Source organism: Bradyrhizobium sp. BR2003, from assembly GCF_009720285.1.
GTDB lineage: Bacteria > Pseudomonadota > Alphaproteobacteria > Rhizobiales > Xanthobacteraceae > Bradyrhizobium > Bradyrhizobium elkanii.
The window spans coordinates 46,800-70,027 of the sequence record NZ_SMYJ01000012.1; the positions used below are offsets into that span (position 1 = coordinate 46,800).

Annotated in this window: 21 protein-coding genes; 7 read left to right on the plus strand and 14 right to left on the minus strand. The window is 64.7% G+C overall.

All coding sequences use genetic code 11. The features are described 5' to 3' along the window. Positions 1–55 precede the first annotated feature (55 nt). The gene (locus E2I15_RS07910; protein WP_137483654.1) at positions 56–1,291 is read left to right on the plus strand and encodes a lytic murein transglycosylase; all 1,236 of its coding nucleotides are present in this window, start codon (positions 56–58) and stop codon (positions 1,289–1,291) included. A 96-nt stretch (positions 1,292–1,387) separates the two neighbouring features. Here the strand turns inward: E2I15_RS07910 and E2I15_RS07915 are convergent, their stop codons facing one another. The 3 genes from E2I15_RS07915 to E2I15_RS07925 all read right to left on the minus strand — a co-directional run bounded on the left by E2I15_RS07915 (position 1,388) and on the right by E2I15_RS07925 (position 5,178). Next, complete coding sequence (locus tag E2I15_RS07915) at positions 1,388–2,206, minus strand: SDR family NAD(P)-dependent oxidoreductase (RefSeq protein ID WP_137483655.1); 819 nt, start codon at positions 2,204–2,206, stop codon at positions 1,388–1,390. An 18-nt stretch (positions 2,207–2,224) separates the two neighbouring features. Beyond that, positions 2,225–4,066, minus strand: a complete 1,842-nt coding sequence (recJ, locus tag E2I15_RS07920; RefSeq protein ID WP_137483656.1) for a single-stranded-DNA-specific exonuclease RecJ — start codon at positions 4,064–4,066, stop codon at positions 2,225–2,227. A 146-nt stretch (positions 4,067–4,212) separates the two neighbouring features. Further along, the gene (locus E2I15_RS07925; protein ID WP_170991818.1) at positions 4,213–5,178 is read right to left on the minus strand and encodes an AraC family transcriptional regulator; all 966 of its coding nucleotides are present in this window, start codon (positions 5,176–5,178) and stop codon (positions 4,213–4,215) included. A 417-nt stretch (positions 5,179–5,595) separates the two neighbouring features. Here E2I15_RS07925 and E2I15_RS07930 point away from each other — a divergent pair, with 417 nt between their 5' ends. Further along, positions 5,596–6,339, plus strand: a complete 744-nt coding sequence (locus E2I15_RS07930; RefSeq protein WP_246668445.1) for an outer membrane protein — start codon at positions 5,596–5,598, stop codon at positions 6,337–6,339. A 100-nt stretch (positions 6,340–6,439) separates the two neighbouring features. On the opposite strand, the gene E2I15_RS07935 is transcribed toward E2I15_RS07930, so the two are convergent. The 5 genes from E2I15_RS07935 to E2I15_RS07955 form a co-directional block, all read right to left on the minus strand. Beyond that, on the minus strand, positions 6,440–7,159 hold the full coding sequence (locus E2I15_RS07935) for a haloacid dehalogenase type II (RefSeq protein ID WP_137483659.1): 720 nt from the start codon (positions 7,157–7,159) through the stop codon (positions 6,440–6,442). Between the two features lie 144 nt (positions 7,160–7,303). Further along, a complete protein-coding gene (gene glpX / locus E2I15_RS07940) occupies positions 7,304–8,302 on the minus strand; it encodes a class II fructose-bisphosphatase (protein ID WP_137483660.1) in 999 nt (332 codons plus the stop codon). Positions 8,303–8,381: 79 nt separating this feature from the next. Next, on the minus strand, positions 8,382–9,701 hold the full coding sequence (locus E2I15_RS07945) for a homoserine dehydrogenase (RefSeq protein ID WP_137483661.1): 1,320 nt from the start codon (positions 9,699–9,701) through the stop codon (positions 8,382–8,384). Between the two features lie 21 nt (positions 9,702–9,722). Further along, positions 9,723–10,943: an LL-diaminopimelate aminotransferase gene (locus E2I15_RS07950; RefSeq protein ID WP_016842955.1), complete on the minus strand. Its 1,221-nt coding sequence runs from the start codon at positions 10,941–10,943 to the stop codon at positions 9,723–9,725. A 216-nt stretch (positions 10,944–11,159) separates the two neighbouring features. After that, the gene (locus tag E2I15_RS07955) at positions 11,160–11,435 is read right to left on the minus strand and encodes a hypothetical protein (RefSeq protein ID WP_137483662.1); all 276 of its coding nucleotides are present in this window, start codon (positions 11,433–11,435) and stop codon (positions 11,160–11,162) included. Between the two features lie 291 nt (positions 11,436–11,726). On the opposite strand from E2I15_RS07955, the gene E2I15_RS07960 reads away from it, so the two are divergent. Both E2I15_RS07960 and E2I15_RS07965 read left to right on the plus strand, forming a co-directional pair. Beyond that, complete coding sequence (locus E2I15_RS07960; RefSeq protein WP_137483663.1) at positions 11,727–13,535, plus strand: PHA/PHB synthase family protein; 1,809 nt, start codon at positions 11,727–11,729, stop codon at positions 13,533–13,535. 109 nt (positions 13,536–13,644) lie between these two features. Next, positions 13,645–14,043 (plus strand): MAPEG family protein, encoded by a 399-nt coding sequence (locus E2I15_RS07965; RefSeq protein ID WP_137483664.1) that lies wholly within the window; start codon positions 13,645–13,647, stop codon positions 14,041–14,043. A 50-nt stretch (positions 14,044–14,093) separates the two neighbouring features. On the opposite strand, the gene E2I15_RS07970 is transcribed toward E2I15_RS07965, so the two are convergent. The 6 genes from E2I15_RS07970 to E2I15_RS07995 all read right to left on the minus strand — a co-directional run bounded on the left by E2I15_RS07970 (position 14,094) and on the right by E2I15_RS07995 (position 19,407). Further along, on the minus strand, positions 14,094–14,684 hold the full coding sequence (locus E2I15_RS07970) for a class I SAM-dependent methyltransferase (RefSeq protein ID WP_137483665.1): 591 nt from the start codon (positions 14,682–14,684) through the stop codon (positions 14,094–14,096). 14 nt (positions 14,685–14,698) lie between these two features. Continuing rightward, the gene (gene argC / locus E2I15_RS07975; RefSeq protein ID WP_137483666.1) at positions 14,699–15,679 is read right to left on the minus strand and encodes an N-acetyl-gamma-glutamyl-phosphate reductase; all 981 of its coding nucleotides are present in this window, start codon (positions 15,677–15,679) and stop codon (positions 14,699–14,701) included. A gap of 121 nt (positions 15,680–15,800) precedes the next feature. Then, positions 15,801–16,847 (minus strand): N-acetyl-gamma-glutamyl-phosphate reductase, encoded by a 1,047-nt coding sequence (gene argC, locus E2I15_RS07980; protein WP_137483667.1) that lies wholly within the window; start codon positions 16,845–16,847, stop codon positions 15,801–15,803. Further along, entirely contained in the window at positions 16,847–17,518 is a 672-nt protein-coding gene (locus E2I15_RS07985) for an FMN-binding negative transcriptional regulator (protein ID WP_137483668.1), read from the minus strand. Before E2I15_RS07985 ends, argC (E2I15_RS07980) begins: the two co-directional genes overlap by 1 nt. A gap of 221 nt (positions 17,519–17,739) precedes the next feature. Continuing rightward, complete coding sequence (locus tag E2I15_RS07990) at positions 17,740–18,729, minus strand: MBL fold metallo-hydrolase (protein ID WP_137483669.1); 990 nt, start codon at positions 18,727–18,729, stop codon at positions 17,740–17,742. A gap of 147 nt (positions 18,730–18,876) precedes the next feature. Beyond that, positions 18,877–19,407, minus strand: a complete 531-nt coding sequence (locus tag E2I15_RS07995) for a DedA family protein (protein WP_028332199.1) — start codon at positions 19,405–19,407, stop codon at positions 18,877–18,879. 188 nt (positions 19,408–19,595) lie between these two features. On the opposite strand from E2I15_RS07995, the gene E2I15_RS08000 reads away from it, so the two are divergent. The 3 genes from E2I15_RS08000 to E2I15_RS08010 all read left to right on the plus strand — a co-directional run bounded on the left by E2I15_RS08000 (position 19,596) and on the right by E2I15_RS08010 (position 23,170). After that, on the plus strand, positions 19,596–19,964 hold the full coding sequence (locus E2I15_RS08000; protein WP_137483670.1) for a hypothetical protein: 369 nt from the start codon (positions 19,596–19,598) through the stop codon (positions 19,962–19,964). A 126-nt stretch (positions 19,965–20,090) separates the two neighbouring features. Then, complete coding sequence (parE, locus tag E2I15_RS08005; RefSeq protein ID WP_137483671.1) at positions 20,091–22,151, plus strand: DNA topoisomerase IV subunit B; 2,061 nt, start codon at positions 20,091–20,093, stop codon at positions 22,149–22,151. A 227-nt stretch (positions 22,152–22,378) separates the two neighbouring features. Continuing rightward, positions 22,379–23,170, plus strand: a complete 792-nt coding sequence (locus E2I15_RS08010; RefSeq protein ID WP_137483672.1) for an outer membrane protein — start codon at positions 22,379–22,381, stop codon at positions 23,168–23,170. Positions 23,171–23,228 lie beyond the last annotated feature (58 nt).

Sequence of the window (23,228 nt, forward strand, 5' to 3'; positions counted from 1 at the left end):
CTCCTGCGGCGGCGTGGCTTTTGGCTCACCCGATCGGCGCCGCTACACTGGCCCGATGAAACAGCCTGATTCTCCGAGATCCCCTGCCCGCCGCTGCATCCTGAAGGCGGGACTCGCCGCTGGTGTCGCGCTCGCCCATCCGCTCGGCGCGCTGGCCGCCGCGCCGGCGGGCTTCGATCAGTGGCGCGACACTTTCCGCGCCCGCGCCTTGGCAAAAGGCATCTCGGAGGCGACCTGGACTCGCTGCATGGGACGGGTCGAGCCCGACATGAGCGTGTTCAGGCAGATGCGCAACCAGCCGGAGTTCCACGAGCAGATCTGGCAGTACATCAACCGCCGCGTCTCGGACTGGCGCATCATCCATGGCCGCGAGGCGCTGAAGAAGAACGACGCCCTGTTCGGCCGGATCGAGCGCGACTTCGGCGTCGAGCGCGGCACGCTGCTCGCGCTGTGGGGCGTCGAGTCCGCCTATGGCGATCCGCTGGTGCAGCAGAACCACATGACGCCGGTGTTTCCCTCGCTGGCGGCGCTCGCCTGGAACGAGCCGCGCCGCAAGGCCTATTGGGAAACCGAGCTGATCAACGCGATGAAGATCGTGCAGCGCGGCTGGAGCACGCCGGAGGAGATGAACGGCTCCTGGGCCGGCGCGATGGGGCATTCGCAGTGGATGCCGGAAGTCTGGCTCAATGTCGGCTTCGACTATGACGGCGACGGCAAGGTCTCGCCGTTCGGCCGGCCCGACGACGCGCTCGGTTCGACCGCGAAATATCTCGTCAATCGCGGCAAGTGGCACCGCGGCGAGCATTGGGGCTACGAGGTCCGCGCGCCCGGCGGCGGCACCAGCGGCAGCCGCACCTATGCGGCCTGGGCGAGCGCCGGCGTGACGCGCGCCGACGGCCAGCCGTTTCCGCAGCCGAACGCGTCGGCGCAGCTCTGGATCCCGGTCACCGGCGGTCCCGCTTTTCTGCTCGGCCCGAATTTCAATTCGGTGAAGAGCTACAATCCGTCGATGAACTATGCGCTGGCGATCTGCCATCTCGGCGACCGCTGTCTCGGCGGGCCGCCCTTCATCCAGCCCTTCCCGGGCTCGGAGCGCGCGCTGACGCTGGCCGAGGTGCAGGAGATGCAGACGCGGCTAACCAAGGCCGGATTCGACACCGGCGGCACCGACGGCCGCGTCGGCAACGACACCATGAAGGCGATCAAGGATTTTCAGATCAAGATGGGCCTGTTGCCCGCCGACGGTTACGGCGGGCTCAAGGTGCTGGCGCGGTTACGGCAAGGCGGCTAACCGTCATTGCGATCTGCGTAGCCCGGGTGAGCGAAAGCGATACCCGGGGACGCATTTCCCGCATGTCGCTCCGCTGCGGGCTACGACAGTTCGCTCCTACCGGCTCGCAGGCTGCCGCACGACGCCGCCGGCGTTCATGCCGCCGTCGATCACGAGCTCGGTGCCGGTCACATAGCGTGATGCGTCGGAGGCGAGATAGAGCACGCCTTGCGCGATCTCGATCGCCTGTCCGGCGCGGCCGAGCGGCGTGGCGAACCTTGCCCGTTCCTCCGGATCGATCGGCGCGTTCTGACCGGCGCCGGTCGCGCCGGTCGGGATCTTGCCCCAGATCGGCGTGTCGATGATGCCGGGATGCACCGAGTTGACGCGGATGCCGTCGTTCACCTGCGCACATTCCATTGCGATCGACTTGGCAAACAGCCGGACCGCGCCCTTGGTGGCGCTGTAGCCGGAGAGCGTCGCCGCGCCACGCAGGCCGGCCAGCGACGACATCATGATGATGGAGCCGCCGCCATGCTTGCGCATCAGCGGCAGGGTGTGCTTCACCGACAGGAACACGCCGTCGATATTGATCGCCGTTTGCCGGCGCCAGTCGGCGAGCGACATCTCGACGATCGAAGGCGCCCCGATGCCGATGCCGGCATTCGAGACCATAATGTCGAGGCGGCCGTAGCGCTTGCCGATGTCAGCGATGACCTCGATCCAGCGCTCCTCGCTGGTGACGTCCTGCGGCAGAAAGACCACGTCGCGACCAGCCTTCTTGAGCCGGGCTGCGAGCTCCGGTCCCCTCAACTTGTCGATATCGGTCGCAACGACCGTCGCGCCTTCCTGCGCGAACAGTTCGACGATGGCCTCGCCGATACCCGATGCGCCGCCGGTCACCAGCGCGACCTTGCCTTCAACCTGTCCTGCCATGTCCTCTCCCAACGTTTCTTATCGGATCACCGTCGGGCCCTGATCCGGCACCGCGACGTCGAGCACACGGAATTGCACACGTTCGGTGCCTTGCCAACGGTCGACCGCAAGAGAGCCCGCCACGTGCAATTGCTGGCCGCGATTTTGCGTCAAGGCGCTGCCGAGCTTCTGTCCGACGGAACGGAACGCGATACCGTTGACGATGGAGCCGTCGCCTGACTTGAAGCGCAGCCGCAGATGCGCCTGCCCGACCTCGTCGGCATAGACCAGCTGATGCGACGGCAGCGCGATCACCGGCTCCGGATTGGCGGCACCGAACGGGCCCGCGCGATTGAGCGTCGCGGCGAACTCCGGCGTCACCGCGCGCGCGGTCACGGCGCCGTCGATGAACAGCTCGTTCTCGTGACGCGAGTTGGCGACGTCGGCCGCCAGCGCGCTCTCCATGTAGGCGCGGAATTCGGCGAGCTTCTCCTTGCGCAGGGTGACGCCGGCCGCCATCGCGTGCCCGCCGCCCTTCATCAAAAGGCCGTCATGCACCGCCTGCCGCACCGCCTTGCCGAGATCGACGCCGCCGATCGAGCGGCCCGATCCGGTGCCGATGCCGCCCGGCTCCAGCGCGATCGCAAACGCAGGACGCGCGAACTTCTCCTTCAGCCGCGCCGCGACCAGCCCGACCACGCCCGGATGCCAGCCTTCCGCCGCGGTGACGATGACAGCGCCCTTGTCCTCGAGCCCGAGCGAAGCCAGCGCCTCGGCCTCGGCCTGTGCTTCGGCCGCCTGCTCGATCACGCGCCGTTCGGCATTGAGGCGATCGAGTTCGGCCGCGATCCGCGCAGCTTCGGAGACGTCGCCTTCGAGCAACAGCCGCACGCCGAGATCGGGGCGCCCGATCCGACCGCCGGCATTGATGCGCGGTCCCAGCATGAAGCCGAGATGCCAGGCCTCCGGCGGGCCGTTCAGCCGCGCCACGTCCATCAGCGCGGTGTGGCCGACATGGTCGCGGCGGCGCATCGCGATCAGGCCCTTTGCGACGAAGGCCCGGTTGAGCCCGACCAGCGGCGCGACGTCGGCTACGGTGCCGAGCGCGACGTGATGCAGCACGCTGAGCAGGTCCGGCTCCGGCATCTCGCCGGTCCAGAAGCCGCGTTGGCGCAGTTCGCGGTTCACCGCGACCAAGGTCACCAGCACGAGGCCGACCGCTGCGAGATGGCCAAGCCCCGAAATATCGTCAGGCCGGTTCGGATTCACCAGTGCGTCGACCTCGGGCAACACATCGCCGGTCTGGTGATGATCGATCACGACGACCGACATCCCGAGCTTCCTGGCTTCCGCCAGCGGCTCGATGCTGGTGGTGCCGCAATCGACCGTGACGAGCAGCGTCGCGCCCTTCGCCGCCAGCGCACGCACGGCGTCGACGTTCGGCCCGTAGCCTTCGAAAATACGGTCGGGAATGTGGATCAGCGGATCCAGCCCGCAATGACGCAGATGCCAGGTCAGCAGTGCCGCCGAGGTCGCACCGTCGACGTCATAGTCGCCGAAGATCGCAACCTTCTCGCCGCGCACGGCGGCATCCGCAATGCGCCTGGCGGCATGCTCCATCTCGGTGACCGTGTGAGGATCCGGCATCAGCTTGCGGATGGTCGGGTCGAGGAAATCGGCGACCTCGTCGATCGCGACACCGCGGCCCGCCAGCACGCGCGCCAGCATTTCCGGCAGGTTGTGACGCTGCACGATCGCGAGCGCCCGCGCCGCCCCGCGCGCATCCAGCCGGTCGCGCCAGAGTTTTCCGGTCAGCGACCGCGTCACGCCGAGGAACGCCTGTGGCGCCTCGACGGGCAGTGCGGATGCGTGCAGCGGCATGATCCTTTACGCGTTGCAAAGAAAAGGCTGACTTCCAAGCCCAAATACCGGCCAGAGCTGTGGATAGATGCCTTTTTTGCGCCCCGGGAACCAAGCCGGCCCGGGCCGAAAACCAGCGCAATTTGAAGGGACTCGCGGGAATTTTGCTAGCGCCGCGATTGCGTCGGGGTTTGGCCGAAGCGCCGCCGAAATCGCTGATTGAAGTAGGCGATCTCGTTGAAGCCGCAGGCGAGCGCAATGTCGCTGACCTTCATCCGGTCTCCCTGCTCACTCGTGAGCAGGCGCATGGCGTGCTGGAGTCGTCGCTCAAGGAGCCGCTCGGTAAAACTCGAACCGGTGTCCTGCAGCAGATCCTGCACATATCTGGCCGAGACACCCATGCGTTTCGCGACCTGCTCGACTGAAAACCCTGCACTGGCAAAACTGCGGTTGATCTCGGCGATGACCTCCTGCGTGCGGGAGGCCCGCAGGCCCCGCATCGTCGCGTTCTGCGCCGCATCCCCTCGCGCACCCAACGCCAGCGCAGTCAGGTCGAGCAGCGTGGTGCCGACATGGTTCTGGAGCAGCGGATCATGCGGCTCTCCAGGGAGATCGACCACGAGTTCAATGTATCTTTGCAGAAGACCGACAGCGGGGCTTCGTTCGTCAAGCGGCTTGACCAGCACCTCGTCGGCGGCGCCGACGAGAGACAGGAGGCGATCCCTGCTGACCGTCAATGTCGTGCAGGAAAACGGAGCGTCGGACACCATGTCCGCGGGCATGCCGTTGCTGCCGAGAAATGCGCCTGACGGGGCGAGAGCAGCTTCGCGTCCCGCCTGATCCACGCGAAAGGTGCCACGCCCGCGATGGAAGAGCAGACAGAAATCATCGTTAGGGCCGCGTGAAATTGCTGTCCGCGACCGTCTTATTCGATGGAAGGAGCCGGCAAAGCGGGAGACTTGCACGTCCGACAAATCAGCCCACTGCATCGATGCAGAGAACGGCCGATCGTCGGATCGCGTGATGTCGACGCAACAGGTGAGCGCCTCCATCTGCTCGCTCCAGAGCGAGAACTTCTGGTGGTCCGCCAGTTCAGGATCAAGGCATTCCGACGAAATACTGGCGCGATTCACAGAGGCAACCTTTGGGTGCATTCATCATATGAAGCGCATCTCCTCAGGCTATGCGTAATTTCGCCGCAACGACCGCCCGATTTGTCGCAGTGCATGCACATCAAGCATGCGTCCTGTTGCGAAGCTACAACATTGCTCCGAAGTTTGGTGCGGGTGCGCAGGAGCTAAATTCCGTTGCGCATGAGAACAAGACCGCGGCTGCGAGCCCTGCCAGTTTGCGCGCAGGATGCCGCGGGAAACGACGTCGCAATCTGACGTCGGCGCTCACCGGGTCCGGATCAGCAGCTGTTCGCAACCGCAATGCCCCAGGGCATCTGCGCTCAGCGCGACACTTTCAGGGGCCCATCAATGCAGAAATCTCTCCTCGGCGCTGGCTTGTTTCTAGGTGCGTCGTTTGTTCCCGCGCTTGCAGCCGACATGTCCTATCCAGTCAAGGCGCCGGTGATCACACCGGTTCAGGCCTTCTCCTGGACCGGCTTCTACGTCGGTGCCAATGTCGGCTTCGGTGGTGACAGGTTCGAGTATCCCTTTCACGCTTCGGCCCGACAGTTGCAGGCCGAGGCCCCCCCGCTCACGTCAAGCACCAGCGGCAAATTCAGCCTGACATCAAGCGGCTTCTTCGGCGGTGGGCAGATCGGATACAATCACCAATACAACAGCAATGTGGTGCTCGGTCTCGAAGCCGACTTCCAGTGGTCGGGTATCGAAGGCAGGTTCGAGGGCAATCAGATCCTCACCGTCAACGGAACGAGCGTCGCAACCACATTCGGCACCGGCTCCGAGATTGCATGGTTCGGCACCGTGCGTGGCCGGCTCGGTTACGCCTGGGATCGGCTGTTTCTTTACGCCACCGGCGGCGCGGCCTATGGCAAGGTCGACACCCATGGAACCTTCAGCTTTGCCGGACCGAACGGCGTGGCTCACACGACGTCAGTTGCATCGGGTGGCACGCAATGGGGCTGGACCGCAGGCGCGGGCCTGGAATACGCTCTTGCTCCGCAGTGGTCCTTCAAGACCGAGTATCTCTACATCGATCTCGGGAGCCGGACACTGCTTTCCAGCGCGATCAACGACGTCGCGAACGGCTTCACAGCGAATGCCGGAATGGACGTCGACACCAAGTTTCACACCATCAAGGCCGGTGTGAACTACCGCTTCTGATCGCAACGCGACAGATATGGACGAAGGGGCCGCGAGAGCGCGGCCCCTTTCGGCGCTGGTCGGCAGTATGCTTCGCTCTCCCGGTTCGGCGAGCGTCGAGCTAGCAGCCCATCCGGCTGGCGATGTCCCCGAAATCCTTGGCCACGATGTCCCACTCGCCGGTGGCCTCGAAATCGACCTTCTGCAGCGGGCCGTATTCGGTCGGACGCGCCACGAAGGCGGTCTTCAGGCCGAGCTTCTGCGCGTGCTTCAGGTCGTAATTGTGCGCGGCGACCATCATCACCTGCTCCGGCGGCAGGCAGAGCAGCTTGGCGGCGCCGAGATAGGTTTCCGGATCGGGCTTGTAGTGCTCGAACAGTTCGGCCGACATCACGAGATCCCACGGGAGCCCCGCGAACTTCGCCATGTTGGTGAGCAGCGCGACGTTGCCGTTGGACAGCGGCGAGATGATGTATTTGGTCTTCAGCCGGGTGAGGCCGGCGACGCTGTCGGGCCAGGCGTGCAGGCGATGCCAGCCTCGCGTCAGATGCTGCAGGTCGGCCTCGCTCAGCCCCTTGACGTCGAACTGCGCGACGAGTTTTTCCAGCGAGCGGCGGTGCAAGACGTCCAGGATGACGTAGCCGTTCTGCGGGTTCTTGCGCACCTCGTCCATCGAGGCCGCATAGACCGCGCGCCAGCCGTCGACCAGCGCGGTCCAGTCGGCCTTGATGCCGCGCGTTTCGCCCCATCTGGTGAAATCGTTGATCAGGCTGGTGCGCCAATCAACCACGGTGCCGAACACGTCGAATACCAGCGCCTTGACTCCGGACAGATCGGACATGGGTGGCTCCCCTTCTTGTTGTTCTTGTTGTCGTCATTCCGGGGCGATGCGTCAGCATCGAACCCGGAATCTCGAGATTCCCCGATGCGCAATTGCTCATCTGCGGTCTGGTCCTTCGGACCATCCCGGAATGACAGCGTCTGTTTAGTCCAGGTGGAATTTCTCGAGTTGCCGATGCTCGGCCTTGATGTAGCGCACGGTGCCGGTGACCGAGCGCATCACGACGGTCTCGGTCTCGATCACGTCCTTCTTGAACTTCACGCCTGATAGCAGCGAGCCGGTGGTGACGCCGGTGGCGGCGAACAGGCAGTCGCCCTTGGCCATGTCCTCGATGCCGTAGATCATCTTCGGATCGGTGACGCCCATCTTGTGCGCGCGCTCGCGCTTTTCCTCGGTGTCGAGGATCAGGCGGCACTGCATCTGGCCGCCGATGCAGCGCAGCGCGACCGCGGCCAGCACGCCCTCGGGCGCGCCGCCGGTGCCGATATACATGTCGACGCCGGTCTCATCGGGCTTGGCACAGTGAATGACGCCGGCGACGTCGCCATCGGTGATGAGCTGCACGGCAGCGCCGGTCGAACGCACGCTGTTGATGATGTCGGCATGGCGCGGACGGTCGAGCACCAGCACGTTGATCGCGCTGGGGTCGACACCCTTGGCCTTGGCGAGCCGGCGGACGTTGTCGGCCGGCGGCGCGTCGAGCTCGATCACGTTCTTGGCGAAGCCCGGACCGATCGCGATCTTCTGCATGTAGACGTCGGGCGCGTGCAGCAGCGTGCCGCCATCGGCCATCGCCATCGTGGCGATCGAGCCCGGCATGTTCTTGGCGCACAGCGTGGTGCCTTCGAGCGGGTCGACCGCGATGTCGACCTTGGGGCCGGCGTTGAGGCCGACCTTCTCGCCGATGAACAGCATCGGCGCCTCGTCGCGCTCGCCCTCGCCGATCACGATGGTGCCCTCGATTGGCAGCTTGTTGAGCTCGCGCCGCATCGCGTCGACCGCGGCCTTGTCGGCGGCCTTCTCCTGGCCGTGGCCGCGCAGCCGCGCGGCCGACACCGCCGCGCGCTCCGTCACGCGCACGATTTCGAGCGTCAGGATGCGCTCGAGCAGCATCTGCGGCGGAACGGAAATATGGGTCGACATCGGCGTACTCCTTAAGCCTCTGGGACAGGCCAGCCTGCCCGCATCAATCGTCTCACGCCCGACCCGTTCAGGCCATGCGCTAGTTTTTCTCGATCCGTATCACCTGCGGCCGGCCGCTGATGACCTTATCGCGCTGCACTGCGGCCAGCGCACGATGCACGGCATCCTCGCTGGTCGCATAGGTAATCAGAATGACCGGGACCGGTGAAGGTTTTTTGGCCGCACCGTTCACATCGACGCCATCGGGGTGCCGTTGCACGATGGATTCCAGAGATATCTTCTGTTCCGCCAGCCGGGTGGCGATTGTTGCGGCAGTGCCTGCAAGATCGCGCGCCATCAGGCGGATATAATAGCCACCTTCATGGCGTTCCATCGGCGCCTTGGTGGTGTCGCGCAACCGCTCCACCGGGCGCCCGAACGGCTTGGCACGGATGCCGCGGGCGACGTCGGCGATGTCGGCGACCACGGCCGAAGCCGTCGCGCCGCCGCCGGCGCCGGGTCCCACCAGCGTGATCGGCGGAATCCCCTCGCCGTCGATCGCGACTGCATTGGTGACGCCCATCACCTGCGCAATCGAGGATGATTTCGGCACCATGGTCGGATGCACGCGCTGCTCAATGCCCTTTGCCGTGCGCACCGCGACGCCGAGCAGCTTGACCCGGTAGCCGAGTTCCGCGGCGGCCTTGAGGTCTTCCGGCGTGATCGAGGAGATGCCTTCGACATAAACCGCACTTTCGGCGACCTTGGTTCCGAAGGCGAGGCTCGCCAGGATCGCGAGCTTCTGCGCGGTGTCGTGACCGTCGACGTCGAACGACGGGTTGGCTTCGGCGTAGCCGAGACGCTGGGCGTCCTTCAGGCACTCCTCGAACGACAGGCCCTCCTGCTCCATCCGGGTCAGGATGTAATTGCAGGTGCCGTTGAGAATGCCGTAGACGCGGTTGACGCTGGTGCCGGCGAGGCCCTCGCGCAGCGTCTTGATCACCGGGATCGCCGCACCGACCGCCGCCTCGAAATTCAGCGCGCCGCCGTGCTTCTCGGCGGCCGCGGCAAGACGCAGTCCATGCTTGGCGATCAGCGCCTTGTTGGCGGTGACGACCGACTTGCCGGCCTTCAGCGCGGTCTCGATCGCGGACAGCGCGGGATCGCCGGCGCCGCCCATCAATTCGACGAAGCAGTCGATGTTGGGATCCTCGGCGAGGTCTTGCGGGCTCTTCGCCCAGGCGATGCCATGCAGGTCGAGGCCGCGCTTTTTGGCCTTCGAGCGCGCCGTGACCGCGACCACGCGAACGGGTCGGCCGCTGCGCTCGGCCAGCGCGCGTCCTTGCGTTTCGATGAGGCGGACGACATCGGCACCGACGGTGCCGAGCCCCGCTATGCCCACGTTCAGGGGTGCGACCATGAATAAAGCAACCTGGAAGGATTAGCGTCGGTTGGCGAGAGGAACGACGTTGTGCAACGTTTCGATGCCACTTTCAAGGAAGCGGCGCACGCCGCGCGCGGCCTGCCGGATGCGCTGCTCGTTCTCCACCATCGCAATGCGGACATAGCCCTCGCCATGCTCGCCGAACGCCACGCCTGGCGACACCACGACGCCGGATTTCTCCACCATCAGGGTCGCGAACTGCATGCTGCCGACCGCCTCGAACGCCTTGGGCAGCGGCGCCCAGGCGAACATCGAGGCCTGCGGCGGCGGAATGTCCCAGCCGGCACGGCCGAATGACTCGACCAGCGCATCGCGACGCTTGCGGTAGGTGTCGCGCATCTCGCGGATGCAGTCGTCGGGACCGTTCAGCGCCGCGGTCGCCGCCACCTGGACCGGCGTGAACGCACCGTAATCGAGATAGGATTTGACCCGCGCCAGCGCCGCGATGATCCGCTCATTGCCGACCGCAAAGCCCATCCGCCAGCCGGCCATCGAGAACGTCTTCGACATCGAGGTGAACTCGACGGTGACGTCGATCGCGCCGGGCACCTGCAGCACCGACGGCGGCGGATTGTTCTCGTCGAAATAAACTTCTGCGTAGGCGAGATCGGACAGGATGAAGATGTCGTGCTTCTTCGCGAACGCGACGAGGTCCTTGTAGAAATCGAGGTCCGCGACATAGGCGGTGGGGTTCGACGGATAGCAGACGATCAGCGCGATCGGCTTCGGGATCGAATGGATGATCGCCCGCTCGACCGCCTCGAAGAACTGCGGCGTCGGCTCCGAGGGCACCGAGCGGATGACACCGCCCGCCATCAGGAAGCCGAACGCATGGATCGGGTAGCTCGGATTGGGGCACAGCACGACGTCGCCGGGCGCCGTGATCGCCTGCGCGACGTTGGCAAAGCCCTCCTTGGAGCCGAGCGTCGCAACCACCTGGGTGTCGGGGTTGAGCTTGACGCCGAAGCGGCGCGCATAATAGGCGGCCTGGGCCTTCCGCAGGCCGTTGATGCCGCGCGAAGCCGAGTAGCGGTCGGTCCGCGGCTTGCCCAGCGTCTCCTTGAGCTTCTCGATCACATGCGGCGGGGTCGGCAGGTCCGGGTTCCCCATGCCCATGTCGATAATGTCGGCCCCGGCGTTGCGCGCGGCCGCCTTGGCCTGGTTGACCTTCTCAAAGACGTAAGGCGGCAGACGGCGAATGCGGTAAAAATCTTCCATGGGACCCTTGCTCCGACAACCGCGATGCCAGAATCGACCCCCTTGGTCCAGTTTGCGGAAGCCGGCTCGGCCTCTGACAGAAATCGCACTGAATCAATGACTTAGAGCGAATTCAGGCGCACGATCTGGGGGCTGCGGCCGGATCTGCGGTTGAACTGGGTTTCTTTTAGCACGGACACCGGGCGGCGCCAGCGCTGATAGGCCGTTTGTCGCGCGCTACTTGCCGCTTTGGGCGGCGGTTGAGGCCTGGCGCTCGCGCGCGGCAATCAACTCCTGCTCGATCTTGGCTTGGTCCGCCGGCTTGATCGTCGGATCGGCGCGGTCGGGCGGAAGATCATGGACCGGGAGGTAGCCGCCGGCATCCTTTTGCCGCGCCGGGGCGTCGGCCGGCAGCGTCATATCGGCGATCGTGCTCGAGCACCCGCTCAGCGCCACCAACGACGCGAGCAGCACTGCGGCCGCGAGCCCCCTGTTCATTCGATCGATCGGCATGCGCCGAATTGTCCCCAACAAGCTAGCGCGCACGTCGCACGTCGCCGACACGGGTCGCACTGGTACGAGCCTTGCAGCGTCCCCGCTGCGTTAATTCCGACTTTAGCGTTTCAAACCATTGTCGCCCGAAACGCTTAAAGCGAGAACACCAAAAGCGACCCCTGAGGCTTCAATATGTCAGAACAAAGATTTTTTGACGCACCGCAACAGGGAGAAACATCGGATTTTGACTGATTTTCATTGCCGCACCGCGCGATGACGCCCTCCAAACGACGCGATATTGTACCTTAGATGAGCAACGTTAGTACCGACACCCAGGCCGCCCCGAAATTCAACGCCGAAGCCTTCGCGATGAACATCGCGCGAGCGATGGAGAGCAGCGGCCAGGCGCTGGCAGCCTATCTCAAGCCGCGCCAGACCGGAGAAGTCCGCGACAAGCCGCCGAATGAGCTCGGTGAGGTCATCAAGACCTTCAGCGTGATCGCCGAATACTGGCTGTCCGACAAGGAGCGCGCCTCGTCGCTGCAGATGCAGCTCGGCAAGGACTACCTCGATCTCTGGGGCTCGGCGGTGCGCCGCATGGCCGGCGAGGCCGATGCCAAGCCGGCGATCGCCCCGGCCCCGCGCGACAAGCGCTTCCAGGATCCGGAATGGAAGTCGAACCAGTTCTTCGACTTCATCCTGCAGCTCTATCTGCTGACCTCGAAATGGGCGCAGCAGCTGGTCCATGACGCCGACGGGATCGATCCGCACACGCGCAAGAAGGCCGAATTCTACGTCCAGCAGATCACCAACGCGCTGGCGCCGTCGAATTTCGTACTGACCAATCCGGAGGTGCTGCGCGCCACCGTCGAGACCAACGGCGACAATCTGGTGCGCGGCATGAAGATGCTGGCCGAGGATATCGAGGCCGGCCATGGCACGCTGCGGATTCGCCAGTCCGACTCGAGCAATCTCGAGGTCGGCGTCAACATGGCGACGACGCCGGGCAAGGTGATCTTCCAGAACGAGCTGATGCAGCTGATCCAGTATTCGCCGGCGACCGAGAACGTGCTGCGCACGCCGCTGCTGATCGTGCCGCCCTGGATCAACAAGTTCTACATCCTCGATCTGCGCCCCGAGAAGTCCTACATCAAATGGTGCGTCGACCAGGGCATCACGGTGTTCGTGATCTCCTGGGTCAATCCGGACAAGGAGCTCGGCAAGAAGACCTGGGCCGACTACATGACCGAAGGCCCGCTCACGGCGATGGACGTCATCGAGAAGGTCACCGGCGAGATGAAGGTGCACACCGCCGGCTATTGCGTCGGCGGCACCCTGCTCGCCTCGACGCTCGCCTATCTCGCCGAGAAGCGCCGCCAGCGCGTGACATCGGCGACGTTCTTTGCCGCGCAGGTCGACTTCACCCATGCCGGCGATCTCCTGGTGTTCGTCGACGAGGACCAGATCTCGGCGCTCGAACGCGACATGCAGGAATCCGGCGTGCTCGAGGGCAGCAAGATGGCGATGGCCTTCAACATGCTGCGCTCGAACGACCTGATCTGGTCGTATGTCGTGAACAATTATCTGAAGGGCCAGGCGCCCTCCTCGTTCGACCTGCTGCACTGGAATTCGGATGCGACGCGGATGCCGTCGTCGAACCACTCCTACTACCTGCGCAACTGCTATCTGGAGAACCGGCTGTCGACCGGCACCATGGTGCTCGACAACACGCTGCTCGATCTGTCGAAGGTGAAGGTGCCGGTCTACAACCTCGCCGCCCGCGAGGACCACATCGCGCCGGCGGAATCGGTGCTCTACGGTTCGCAGTTCTTCGGCGGCCCGGTGAGATATGTGCTGTCCGGCTCCGGCCACATCGCCGGCGTGGTCAATCCGCCCGCGTCGAAGAAGTACCAGTACTGGACCAACGACAACATCAAGGACATGAAGCTCGCCGACTGGCTGAAGGGCGCCGAGGAGCACAAGGGTTCGTGGTGGCCCGACTGGCGCGCCTGGCTGGAGAGCCACGACCCCGAAACCGTGCCGGCGCGCATCGTGGGCGCGAACGGGGTGTCGGTGCTCGAGGACGCTCCTGGCAGCTATGTCCGGGTCCGCGCGTAGCGCCAAGTCTTCGCGCGGCGCAAAGGCTTCGCGTAGCGCCAAGTCTTCCGCTCAGCTATAAATAGATGGTCCCGACGGTCGGGAATCGAATTCACGTGAGGGGGAGACGATGACGCGCGAACTGTTCTGGCTGTCGCTGACGGTGATCCTGACCGGCATACTGTGGATCCCCTACACCATCAACCGCTGCCAAGTGCGCGGCCTCTCCGGCGCCATGGCCAATCCCTCGCGCACCGACAAGCCGCACGCAGAATGGGCCAACCGCCTGATGTTCGCGCACGACAACGCGGTCGAGAACCTCGTGATCTTCGCGCCGCTGGTCCTGATCCTCAACGCCGCCGACTATTCCACGAAATGGACCGTGCTCGCTTGCGCCGTCTATTTCTGGGCCCGCGTCGCCCACCTGATCGTGTACACGCTCGGCCTGCCGGTGTTCCGCACCCTGGCCTTCACGGTCGGCTTCCTCGCCCAAGCGGTGCTGGCGCTCGCGATCTTCAAGGTTCTCTGATCCAGATATTCCCGCCGGTTGCGGCGACAGCCGCGCCGGCGCGGCATCAACTACCCGCTCTTGCGCACCACGATGTGCAGCATCGTCGCGGGCGCCTCGTCAAAGCTCTTGATCTCGCTGGTGTCGGACGAGACTTGCGTCCACGCCCCTGACGCGGCGTAGGTCGCAGCGAGCCAGTCCGCCACGGGATAATTGTAGTAGCGGCCGATGCTGTCGCGGCCATCGCCGTGGCCGATCTTGTAGCTCGCGTAGAACACGCCACCGGGTTTCAGCGCCCGATGGATCCGGCCGAGAATGCCGGCCAACTCGTCGCGCGGCACGTGCAGCAGGCAGGCGCTGGCCCAGACACCGTCATAGGCTTCGTGGTCCTCGAGCTCATCGAACAGCATCGGCTCGACGGGATGATTGATGCGGCGCGCCGCGACCTCGGCCATCTCGGGCGACCCGTCGGTCGCACGCAGCACAAAGCCTTCGGCGAGCATGACAGCGGCATGATTGCCGGCGCCGCAGCCGAGCTCGAGGATCGCGCCGCCCGGCGGCAGCAGCTTCAGAAAGCCGATCAGCCGGGTGGACGGCGCTTTCGCCCACCCGGCATAGGCCTCGGCATTGCGCCGATAGAATTGCAGCGTAGCGTCGTCCACGATCCGCGTCGCCGTCAGCTGTCGGCCAGACCGAGCATCAGCCGCATGTTCTGAACCGCGGCACCCGAGGCGCCCTTGCCCAGATTATCGAGCCGTGCGACCAGCACCGCCTGACCGTGCTTGTCGCTGGCGAAGACATAGAGCTCGAGCTGGTTGGTCTCGTTGAGCGCCTCCGGCTCGAGCCGCCCGCCTTTGGCGGCCTCGTTCTGCAGCGGCATCACCGAGACATATTTGCTGCCGGCGTACCATTTCGCCAGAGCGGCATGCAGATCGGCACCATCAGGCTTGCCCGGCAGCGCGTCGAGTTGCAGCGGCACCGAGACCAGCATGCCTTGCCGGTAGTTGCCGACCGACGGGATGAAGATCGGCCTTCGCGTCAGATGCGAGTAGAGCTGCATCTCCGGCACGTGCTTGTGCTCGAAGCCGAGGCCGTAGAGCTCGAAGGCCGGCGCCGAGCCGTCCTCGAAGCTGGCGATCATCGACTTGCCGCCGCCCGAATAGCCGCTCACCGCGTTGATGGTGACGGGATAATCCGCCGGCAGCAGGCCGGCGTCGACGATCGGCCGCAGCAGCGCGATCGCGCCGGTCGGATAGCAGCCCGGATTGGAGACCTTCTTCGCGTGACGGATCTTGTCGGCCTGGTCGGGCGCAAGCTCGGGGAAACCGTAGGCCCAATCGGGCGCAACGCGATAGGCCGTCGAGGCGTCGAGCACTTTCGGCGCGGCATTGCCCATGGTGTCGATCAGCGCCACGGTCTCCTTGGCGGCCTCGTCGGGGAGGCAGAGGATCACGAGATCCACCTCCTCCATCAGCGCGCGCTTGGCGCCGGCGTCCTTCCGCTTGTCCTCGGCGATGTACTTCACCGCGACGTCGCCGATCGAGAGCAGCCGCTCCTGGATGCCGAGGCCGGTCGTGCCGGACGCGCCATCGACGAACACGGTGGCCTTGGTCGCACCGCTCCTGGTTTTCGGCTGGTTGGTGTCGGTGACGGTCATGGCATGGTCCTTTCGAGCTCGTTCGTTTCGTTTAACACATCTGGCCGCGCCTGCGCCGCCAACGGAGATGGGCAGTTATCCTTAGATTGAGCGCACCCTCGCCCACGACAACAACCCCTGCTCATGGAAACAGCGCGATCTGCTCCAGTCCGGTGGTTTCAGGCAAGCCGAACATCAGGTTCATGTTCTGGATCGCCTGTCCGGCCGAACCCTTCACAAGGTTATCGAGCGTCGAGAGCACGATGGCGCGGTTCTTGATCCGGTCGGCGACGACGCCGATCTGAACGTAATTCGAGCCACGCACGTTCTGCGTCTGTGGCAGCACACCCTTCTTCGTCACATATACGAACGGCTCGTTGGCGTAGGCCCTTTCCAGCTCGGCGCGCAAATCGTCCGGTGTAGCCCCATTGAGCTTGACATAGGATGTGCAGAACTCACCCCGCGCCATCGGAACGAGATGCGGGGTGAAGTTCACCGTCACGGCCGAGCCAGCGGCCGCGCCGATCTCCTGCTCGATCTCCGCCGAGTGTCGATGGCTTCCGATCGAATAGGGCGACAACCCCTCGCCGGCCTCGCTGAACAGCGTGTTCTGCTTCAGTCCGCGTCCGGCGCCGGTGACGCCCGACTTTGCGTCGATGATAATGTCGTCGACGTCAATCAGCTTTGCCTTCGCCAGCGGAACAAGCGCCAGCAGCACCGCCGTCGGATAGCAGCCGGGACAGGCCACCAGCCGCGCGGCCGTGACCTTCTCCCGGTAGAGCTCGGTCAGCCCATAGACAGCCTCGTCCTGCAATTCGAGCGCCCGGTGCTCATGGCCGTACCATTGCGCGTAGCTGTCTTTGTCGCGCAGCCGGAAATCCGCGGACATATCGAGGATCTTGATTCCGGGATTGGTCTTCAGCACCGCGGCGATGATCTCTTGCGTCGTCCCGTGCGGCAGTCCGCAGAACACGGCATCGAGCCGAGTCCAGTCGACCTTTTCCCATTCCACGAGCTTTGGCAGGTGTAGCATGAAGAAGTGAGGAAACACCTCGCTCATCGCCTTGCCGGCATGGGTGTTGGCGGTAAGCGCGGTGATTTCGGCGTTCGGGTGCCGCGCCAGCAGGCGCACCGCGTCGGCGCCGGTGTAGCCGGACGCGCCCAAGATTCCGATTTTCTTCTTCGTCATTACTCGCTCCTCGGAAGCGCAGTCATCTCGGCCTGTATCATCGCGAAAGCCTGCGGGCGCACCTCGCGCATCAAAGCCGCGATGGCCCGGGCACCGGCTTCGGCCTGCAATGCGAGCGTGTTGCCGACCGCGGCGAAATCGGTTTCAGACTTGTGCTGGTTCAGCTTGAAGCTGCCCTCCACCTCTTCCACCATCATCTCGAGGCCCACGATGGCCTTCTTCATGGCTTCCAGCCGCGCGGCGGTCATCTTGCCCGACACCCACGGCTTTTTCGGCAGCAGCCGGTCCTCGAACTTGGCGCTCAGTGCGTCGATCTGAACGGCAAGCTCCTCATCCGACAACCTCCGCACCGGCCCGGTCAGATGCACCGCCTGATAGAGCCAGGTCGGCACCTGATCGGGAGACACGTACCAGTCCGGCGAAACATAGGCGTCGGCGCCGTTGACGGCCAGCAGCCAGGGCGAGCCACCCGCCAGCTTTACCAGCGGATTGTGACGGGCAACATGAAACAGCGCCCGCGGCGTGCCGTCAGCGGCATAGGTCAGATAGAACGGCAGCGCCGAGGCGATCGGCTTGCCGCCGTCCGACGCGCAGGCGATGCCGAAACCGCGCGCTTCCGCGAAGGCAAGGCTCGCGGCGCGGTCAGGCTTGAAGGGCGGTGGCGTATACATGATCGAAAACTCCTGCGTGATGAAGGAGCCGCCAGATCGAACCGCGTGTCTTTTCAGGAGAGCGCCGCGGGATCAGGTCCGGCGGCAGAGGCGATGGTCTTAAACGCGAGCGACCGCCCATACCGCGAGGATGCGGCGGCGGCGGGCAATGATGATGGTCGCGGCGTTGATCATGGGCGCGGCTATAAGGCCGCGCCCATTTTGCGTCAAGGAAAACCCGTTCAGATCGCCGGATTCCACGGCGCCGGCACGACGCGGTAGCCGCTGCCGTCCTTCACGACGTTGCCGAGGCCGGGGAACGGATAGTGGAAGCCCTGCACCTGGAGCCGCTCGGCAACCACCATGTCGTAGATGCGGCGGCGGGTCTTCTCTGCCACGTCACCGTCCTGGTCGAAGAACGCATGCCAGCCGGGGTTGGTCGCGAACAGGTTCGGATTGTTGGTGACGTCGGACTGGATGAAGACCTTGTCCGGGCCCGAGGCCAGCACGTAGGAGGTATGGCCCGGCGTGTGGCCGACGGTCTCGACCGAGGTCAGGCCCGGCGCGATCTCCTTGCCCCACTCGTAGGGCGTGACCTTCTTCTTCAGGCCGGCCTCGAAGATATTGCGGTTGTTCTTGAACAGGCCCTGCATGCGTCCGGCCGGCGCCCGGCTCATCTCCCCGTCGTCCATCCAGAACTTCCACTCGGTCGCCGGCACCAGCACCTCGGCATTCGGGAATGCCGGCGTGCCTTCGGCGGTCAAGAGGCCGTTCACGTGGTCGCCGTGGAAGTGCGAGATCACGACCATGTCGACATTCTTGGGATCGAAGCCGGCGGCGACGAAATTGTCGGCGAACAGGCCATTGGCGCCCTTCGTGCTGGCCTTCGCCAGCGCGCCATTGCCGGTGTCGATCACCACCAGCTTGCCGCCGGTGTTGAGCACGAGCGGCGCGAACCAGATCGTCATTTGATCGCGCGGCATGAACGCCTTCTCCAGCGCCGCGTTGACGTCGTCCCGCTTCGCATTGGGGATGAAGGAGTCTTCGAGCTTGAAGACGTTCTTGCCGTCGGACACCACGGTGACGAGGATGTCGCCGACCTTGTAGCGGTAGAAGCTCGGCGCCTGCTTGTCGGCGACCGCCGCCACAGCGGCCGCAGGAACGGCTGATAGCAACGGTGCAGCGGCGATGCCGGCAGCGCCGGCAAGAGCATGACGTCGTGTCAATTCCATGTGATGTCCTCCCAGTGAGACTGCGCCCGATGAATTCGCGCCTGGTGGGCGCGGTTGTATCAGCGTTTCGATGCTCGCGCGATGACGACGGCGCGAGCGGTTGTCCTCCCGCCTAACCCCTGCCCGACGGCCTTATTCCGGAGCTTGCTACACCACCCGCCACACCCACTCGATGGCATGCGCGATGACGTCGCCGAACAGCAGCAGTGCCGCCGACCAGACCAGCGCGGAGACGAAATTGGCGATCTGGAACTGCCAGTACGACATCTCGAAAATGCCGGCCGCGAGCGGCACCGAGGCGCGCAGTGGACCGAAGAAGCGGCCGATGAAGATGCTGGGCACGCCCCAGCTCTTCACGAAGGCCTCGCCGCGCGGCAGGATTTCCGGGTAACGCGACAGCGGCCACATCTGCGCGACCTGCTCCTTGTAGCGATAGCCGAACCAGTAGGAGACCCAGTCGCCGAGCGCGGCGCCGACGCCGCCCGCGATCCAGATCGGCCAGAAGCTGATCCCGCTGACGCCGATCAGCGCGCCGATCGCAACCAGCGCGCCCCAGGCGGGCACCAGCAGCGAGATGAAGGCGAGCGATTCAGCGAATGCCAGCAACATGACGATCGGAGCGGCCCAGGCCTGGTGATGGCGGACGAATTCGGCCAGGGCCCGCGCAAGGTCTTCCATCTCGTCGTGTGCCTTCCGCTCCGTTGAACCTCGAATGAACCTTTCTAGCGGCACGCAGCCTAAGAACAGGTAAGCCAGCCCATTGCGTGACATCAAGTCACAAAGGCGGGGATCGAGCGTGATTTCCCGTAAGGACCCTGAGGTCCGGGCCGGCCGGCATCTCCCTCACAAGAAAAAGGAAATACCGGATGATCGGATCGCTGATGATGTGCGTGAGCGTTGTCGTCCTGCTGTTCGGAATGCTCGCGGGGATCGCGATGGGTATCGAGCACGACTTCACGTTGGGACCGGCGCATGCGCATCTCAATCTGGTCGGCGGCGTGCTGCTGTTCCTGTTCGGCCTCTACTACCGGCTGGTGCCGGAAGCGGGCCGCATGCTGCTCGCGAAAATCCAGGGCTGGCTGCACATCGTCGGCGGCATCCTGTTTCCGGCCGGCGTGGCCGCCGTGCTGCACAAGGGGGCCTCGTTCGAGGCGGCACCGATCGTCGGCTCACTGCTGGTGGTCATCGCCATGGTCCTGTTCACGGTCGTTGTATTCCGCACCTCGAAGGCGTAATCGCGGACGCCTATCTACAGGGGCGGCTGCCCGGAGGGCGCCGCCGCCCCCATTTGGCAGCCCATCCGTGGCATAGTCAGAGCAACCGATTCGCTGCGCCGTGACCGGCGCGCCACTTGAAGAACCATGGCCAAATCATTGAAATCGAACGCCAAAAGCAAATCTGCCGACGATCTGTTCGAAGCCCCGGAGCCGAAGGGACGTGCCCCGGCCAAGGCTGCTTCGCGATCCGCTGGAAGCGCGGAAGCCGGCTATACGGCGGCTGACATCGAGGTGCTGGAAGGGCTGGAACCGGTCCGCCGGCGCCCCGGCATGTATATCGGCGGCACCGACGAAAAGGCGCTGCACCACCTGTTCGCCGAGGTCATCGACAACTGCATGGACGAGGCGCTGGCGGGCCACGCCACCTTCATCGACGTGGAGTTGACGGCCGACGGCTTCCTGACCGTGACCGACAATGGCCGCGGCATTCCGGTCGACCCGCATCCGAAATTCCCGAAGAAGTCGGCGCTCGAAGTCATCATGTGCACGCTGCACTCGGGCGGCAAGTTCGACTCCAAGGTCTACGAGACCTCGGGCGGCCTGCACGGTGTCGGTGTTTCCGTGGTCAACGCCCTCTCCTCGCGGCTCGAGGTCGAGGTTGCGCGCAGCGGGCAGTTGCATCGCATGACCTTCGAGCGCGGCCATCCGAAGGGCAAACTCGAAGACCTCGGCAAGGTCAACAACCGCCGCGGCACGCGCATCCGCTTCAAGCCGGACACCGACATTTTCGGCGCCAAGGCGGCGTTCAAGCCGCAGCGTCTGTTCAAGATGACGCGCTCGAAGGCCTATCTGTTCGGCGGCGTCGAGATTCGCTGGCACTGCGACCAGGAGCTATTGAAGGGCGTCGAAGACGTCCCGGCGGAAGCCAAATTCCACTTCCCCGGCGGGCTGAAGGATTATCTGGCCGCGGCGATCCACGCCGACACCCTGGTGCATCAGGATATCTTCTCCGGCAAATCCGGCCGCAGCGGCGCGCATGGCGCGTGCGAATGGGCGGTGGCCTGGACGGCCGATGCCGACGGCTTCCTGTCGTCCTACACCAACACGGTGCCGACGCCCGACGGCGGTACGCATGAATCCGGCCTGCGCAGCGCATTGCTGCGCGGCCTCAAGGACCACGCCGAACGCGCAGGCCAGGGCAAGCGCGCGGCCTCCATCACCTCGGAAGACGTGATGGTGGGCGCAGCCGTCATGCTCTCGGTGTTCGTGCGCGAGCCTGAATTCCAGGGCCAAACGAAAGACCGGCTCGCCACCGCCGAAGCGCAGCGCATCGTCGAACAGGCGATGAAGGACCCGTTCGACCACTGGCTGTCAGGCAATCCCAACCAAGCCAACCGGCTGCTCGACTTCGTGATCGATCGTGCCGAGGAGCGGCTGCGCCGTCGCCAGGAAAAGGAGACCGCGCGCAAGACCGCCGGCAAGAAACTGCGTCTGCCCGGCAAGCTAGCCGACTGCTCCGACGCCGGCACCGAAGGTTCCGAGCTCTTCATCGTCGAAGGTGACTCGGCCGGCGGCAGTGCCAAGCAGGCGCGCGACCGCAAGACCCAGGCCGTGCTGCCGCTGCGCGGAAAAATCCTCAACGTCGCCTCCGCCGGCAAGGACAAGCTGACCGCCAACGCGCAGCTCTCCGACCTCGTGCAGGCGATCGGATGCGGCACGCTTGCGCATTACCGCGAAGAGGATCTGCGCTACCAGCGCATCATCATCATGACCGACGCCGACGTCGACGGCGCGCACATTGCATCGCTCCTGATCACGTTCTTCTACCGGCAGATGCCGCGGCTGATCGACGAAGGCCATCTCTACCTGGCAGTTCCGCCCCTCTACAAGCTGAAGCACGGCACCAAGTCGATCTACGCCCGCGACGACGCGCACAAGGACGAGCTGCTGAAGAGCGAGTTCAACGCCAACGCCAAGGTCGAGGTGAATCGCTTCAAAGGCCTCGGCGAGATGATGCCGGCCCAGCTGAAGGAAACCACGATGGATCCGGCCAAGCGCACCCTGCTGCGCGTGGTGCTGCTGGCCGACGATCGCGAGGGCACCGCCGACTCGGTCGAACGGCTGATGGGAACCAAGGCCGAAGCCCGCTTTGCCTTCATCTCCGACAAGGCCGAATTCGCCAGCGACGACCTGCTCGACGTCTAGACCCAACCGATTGATCTGAAATGGGTTTCCGGCCACCCCCAGATTGGGGCGGCCGTTGCCATTTTGCCGGTTCGGAGAGCCCCGGCGGCTTCGTTTTCGGCCGGTTGTGTCTCACCAGCAACAGCATTTCCGGCGGAACCACGTATAGTCCGACCATGAGTTTCGGGAATCGGTGCCAGCGCACTCCCCTGAGCGACCTGATCGAACGCTAAGTCGAGGATTTGGATATGAAGAAGATTTTGCTCGCTCTGACCGCGGTTGCTGCGATGACGGCATCGGCGTCGGCTGCCGACCTGGCCGCCCGCCCCTACACCAAGGCTCCTGCCCCGCTCCCGGTCGCTCCGAGCTGGACCGGCTTCTACATCTTCGGCGGTGGCGGCGGCGGCGTCTGGGACGCTGACACCGGCGTTCAGTCGACCACCACGGGCGCGCCGATCCTCGGCTTCAACCAGCGCCAAGGCGGCGACGGCTGGTTCGGCACCGTCGGTGCCGGCTACGACTGGCAGACCGCCAACAGCTGGGTCATCGGCGTGTTCGCCGATGGTCAGTTCGGCAGCCTGAAGGGCACCATCCAGGATCAGGGTCCGTTCGTCGCCGGCAACATCAAGAACGACTACAGCTGGGCCGCTGGTGCGCGCCTCGGCTATCTGATCGCCCCGAACGTTCTGTCCTACGTCAACGCCGGTTACTCCAGCTCGCACTGGAAGGGCACCACGCTGTTCAATACCGCGACCGCTCTTCCCTCGGGCCTGCACACCAACGACTTCGATCGCAGCGGCTGGTTCGTCGGCGGCGGCGTCGAGAACAACCTGAACATCTTCGGCATCACCGCGCCGGGCTGGTTCATGAAGACCGAATATCGCGCCGCTTACTACGACAACAAGAACATCTCCGAGCTGGCCGACGGCACCAACATCTCGAACGGCCGCGACATCACCTTCAAGCCGTTCGTCCAGACCATCAGCACCTCGCTGGTCTACCGCTTCAACTGGACCGGTCCGGTTGTTGCCAAGTACTGAGCTACGTACCTGATCCCTGCTGAGACAGCAGACCAAAAGCCCCGGCATTGTCCGGGGC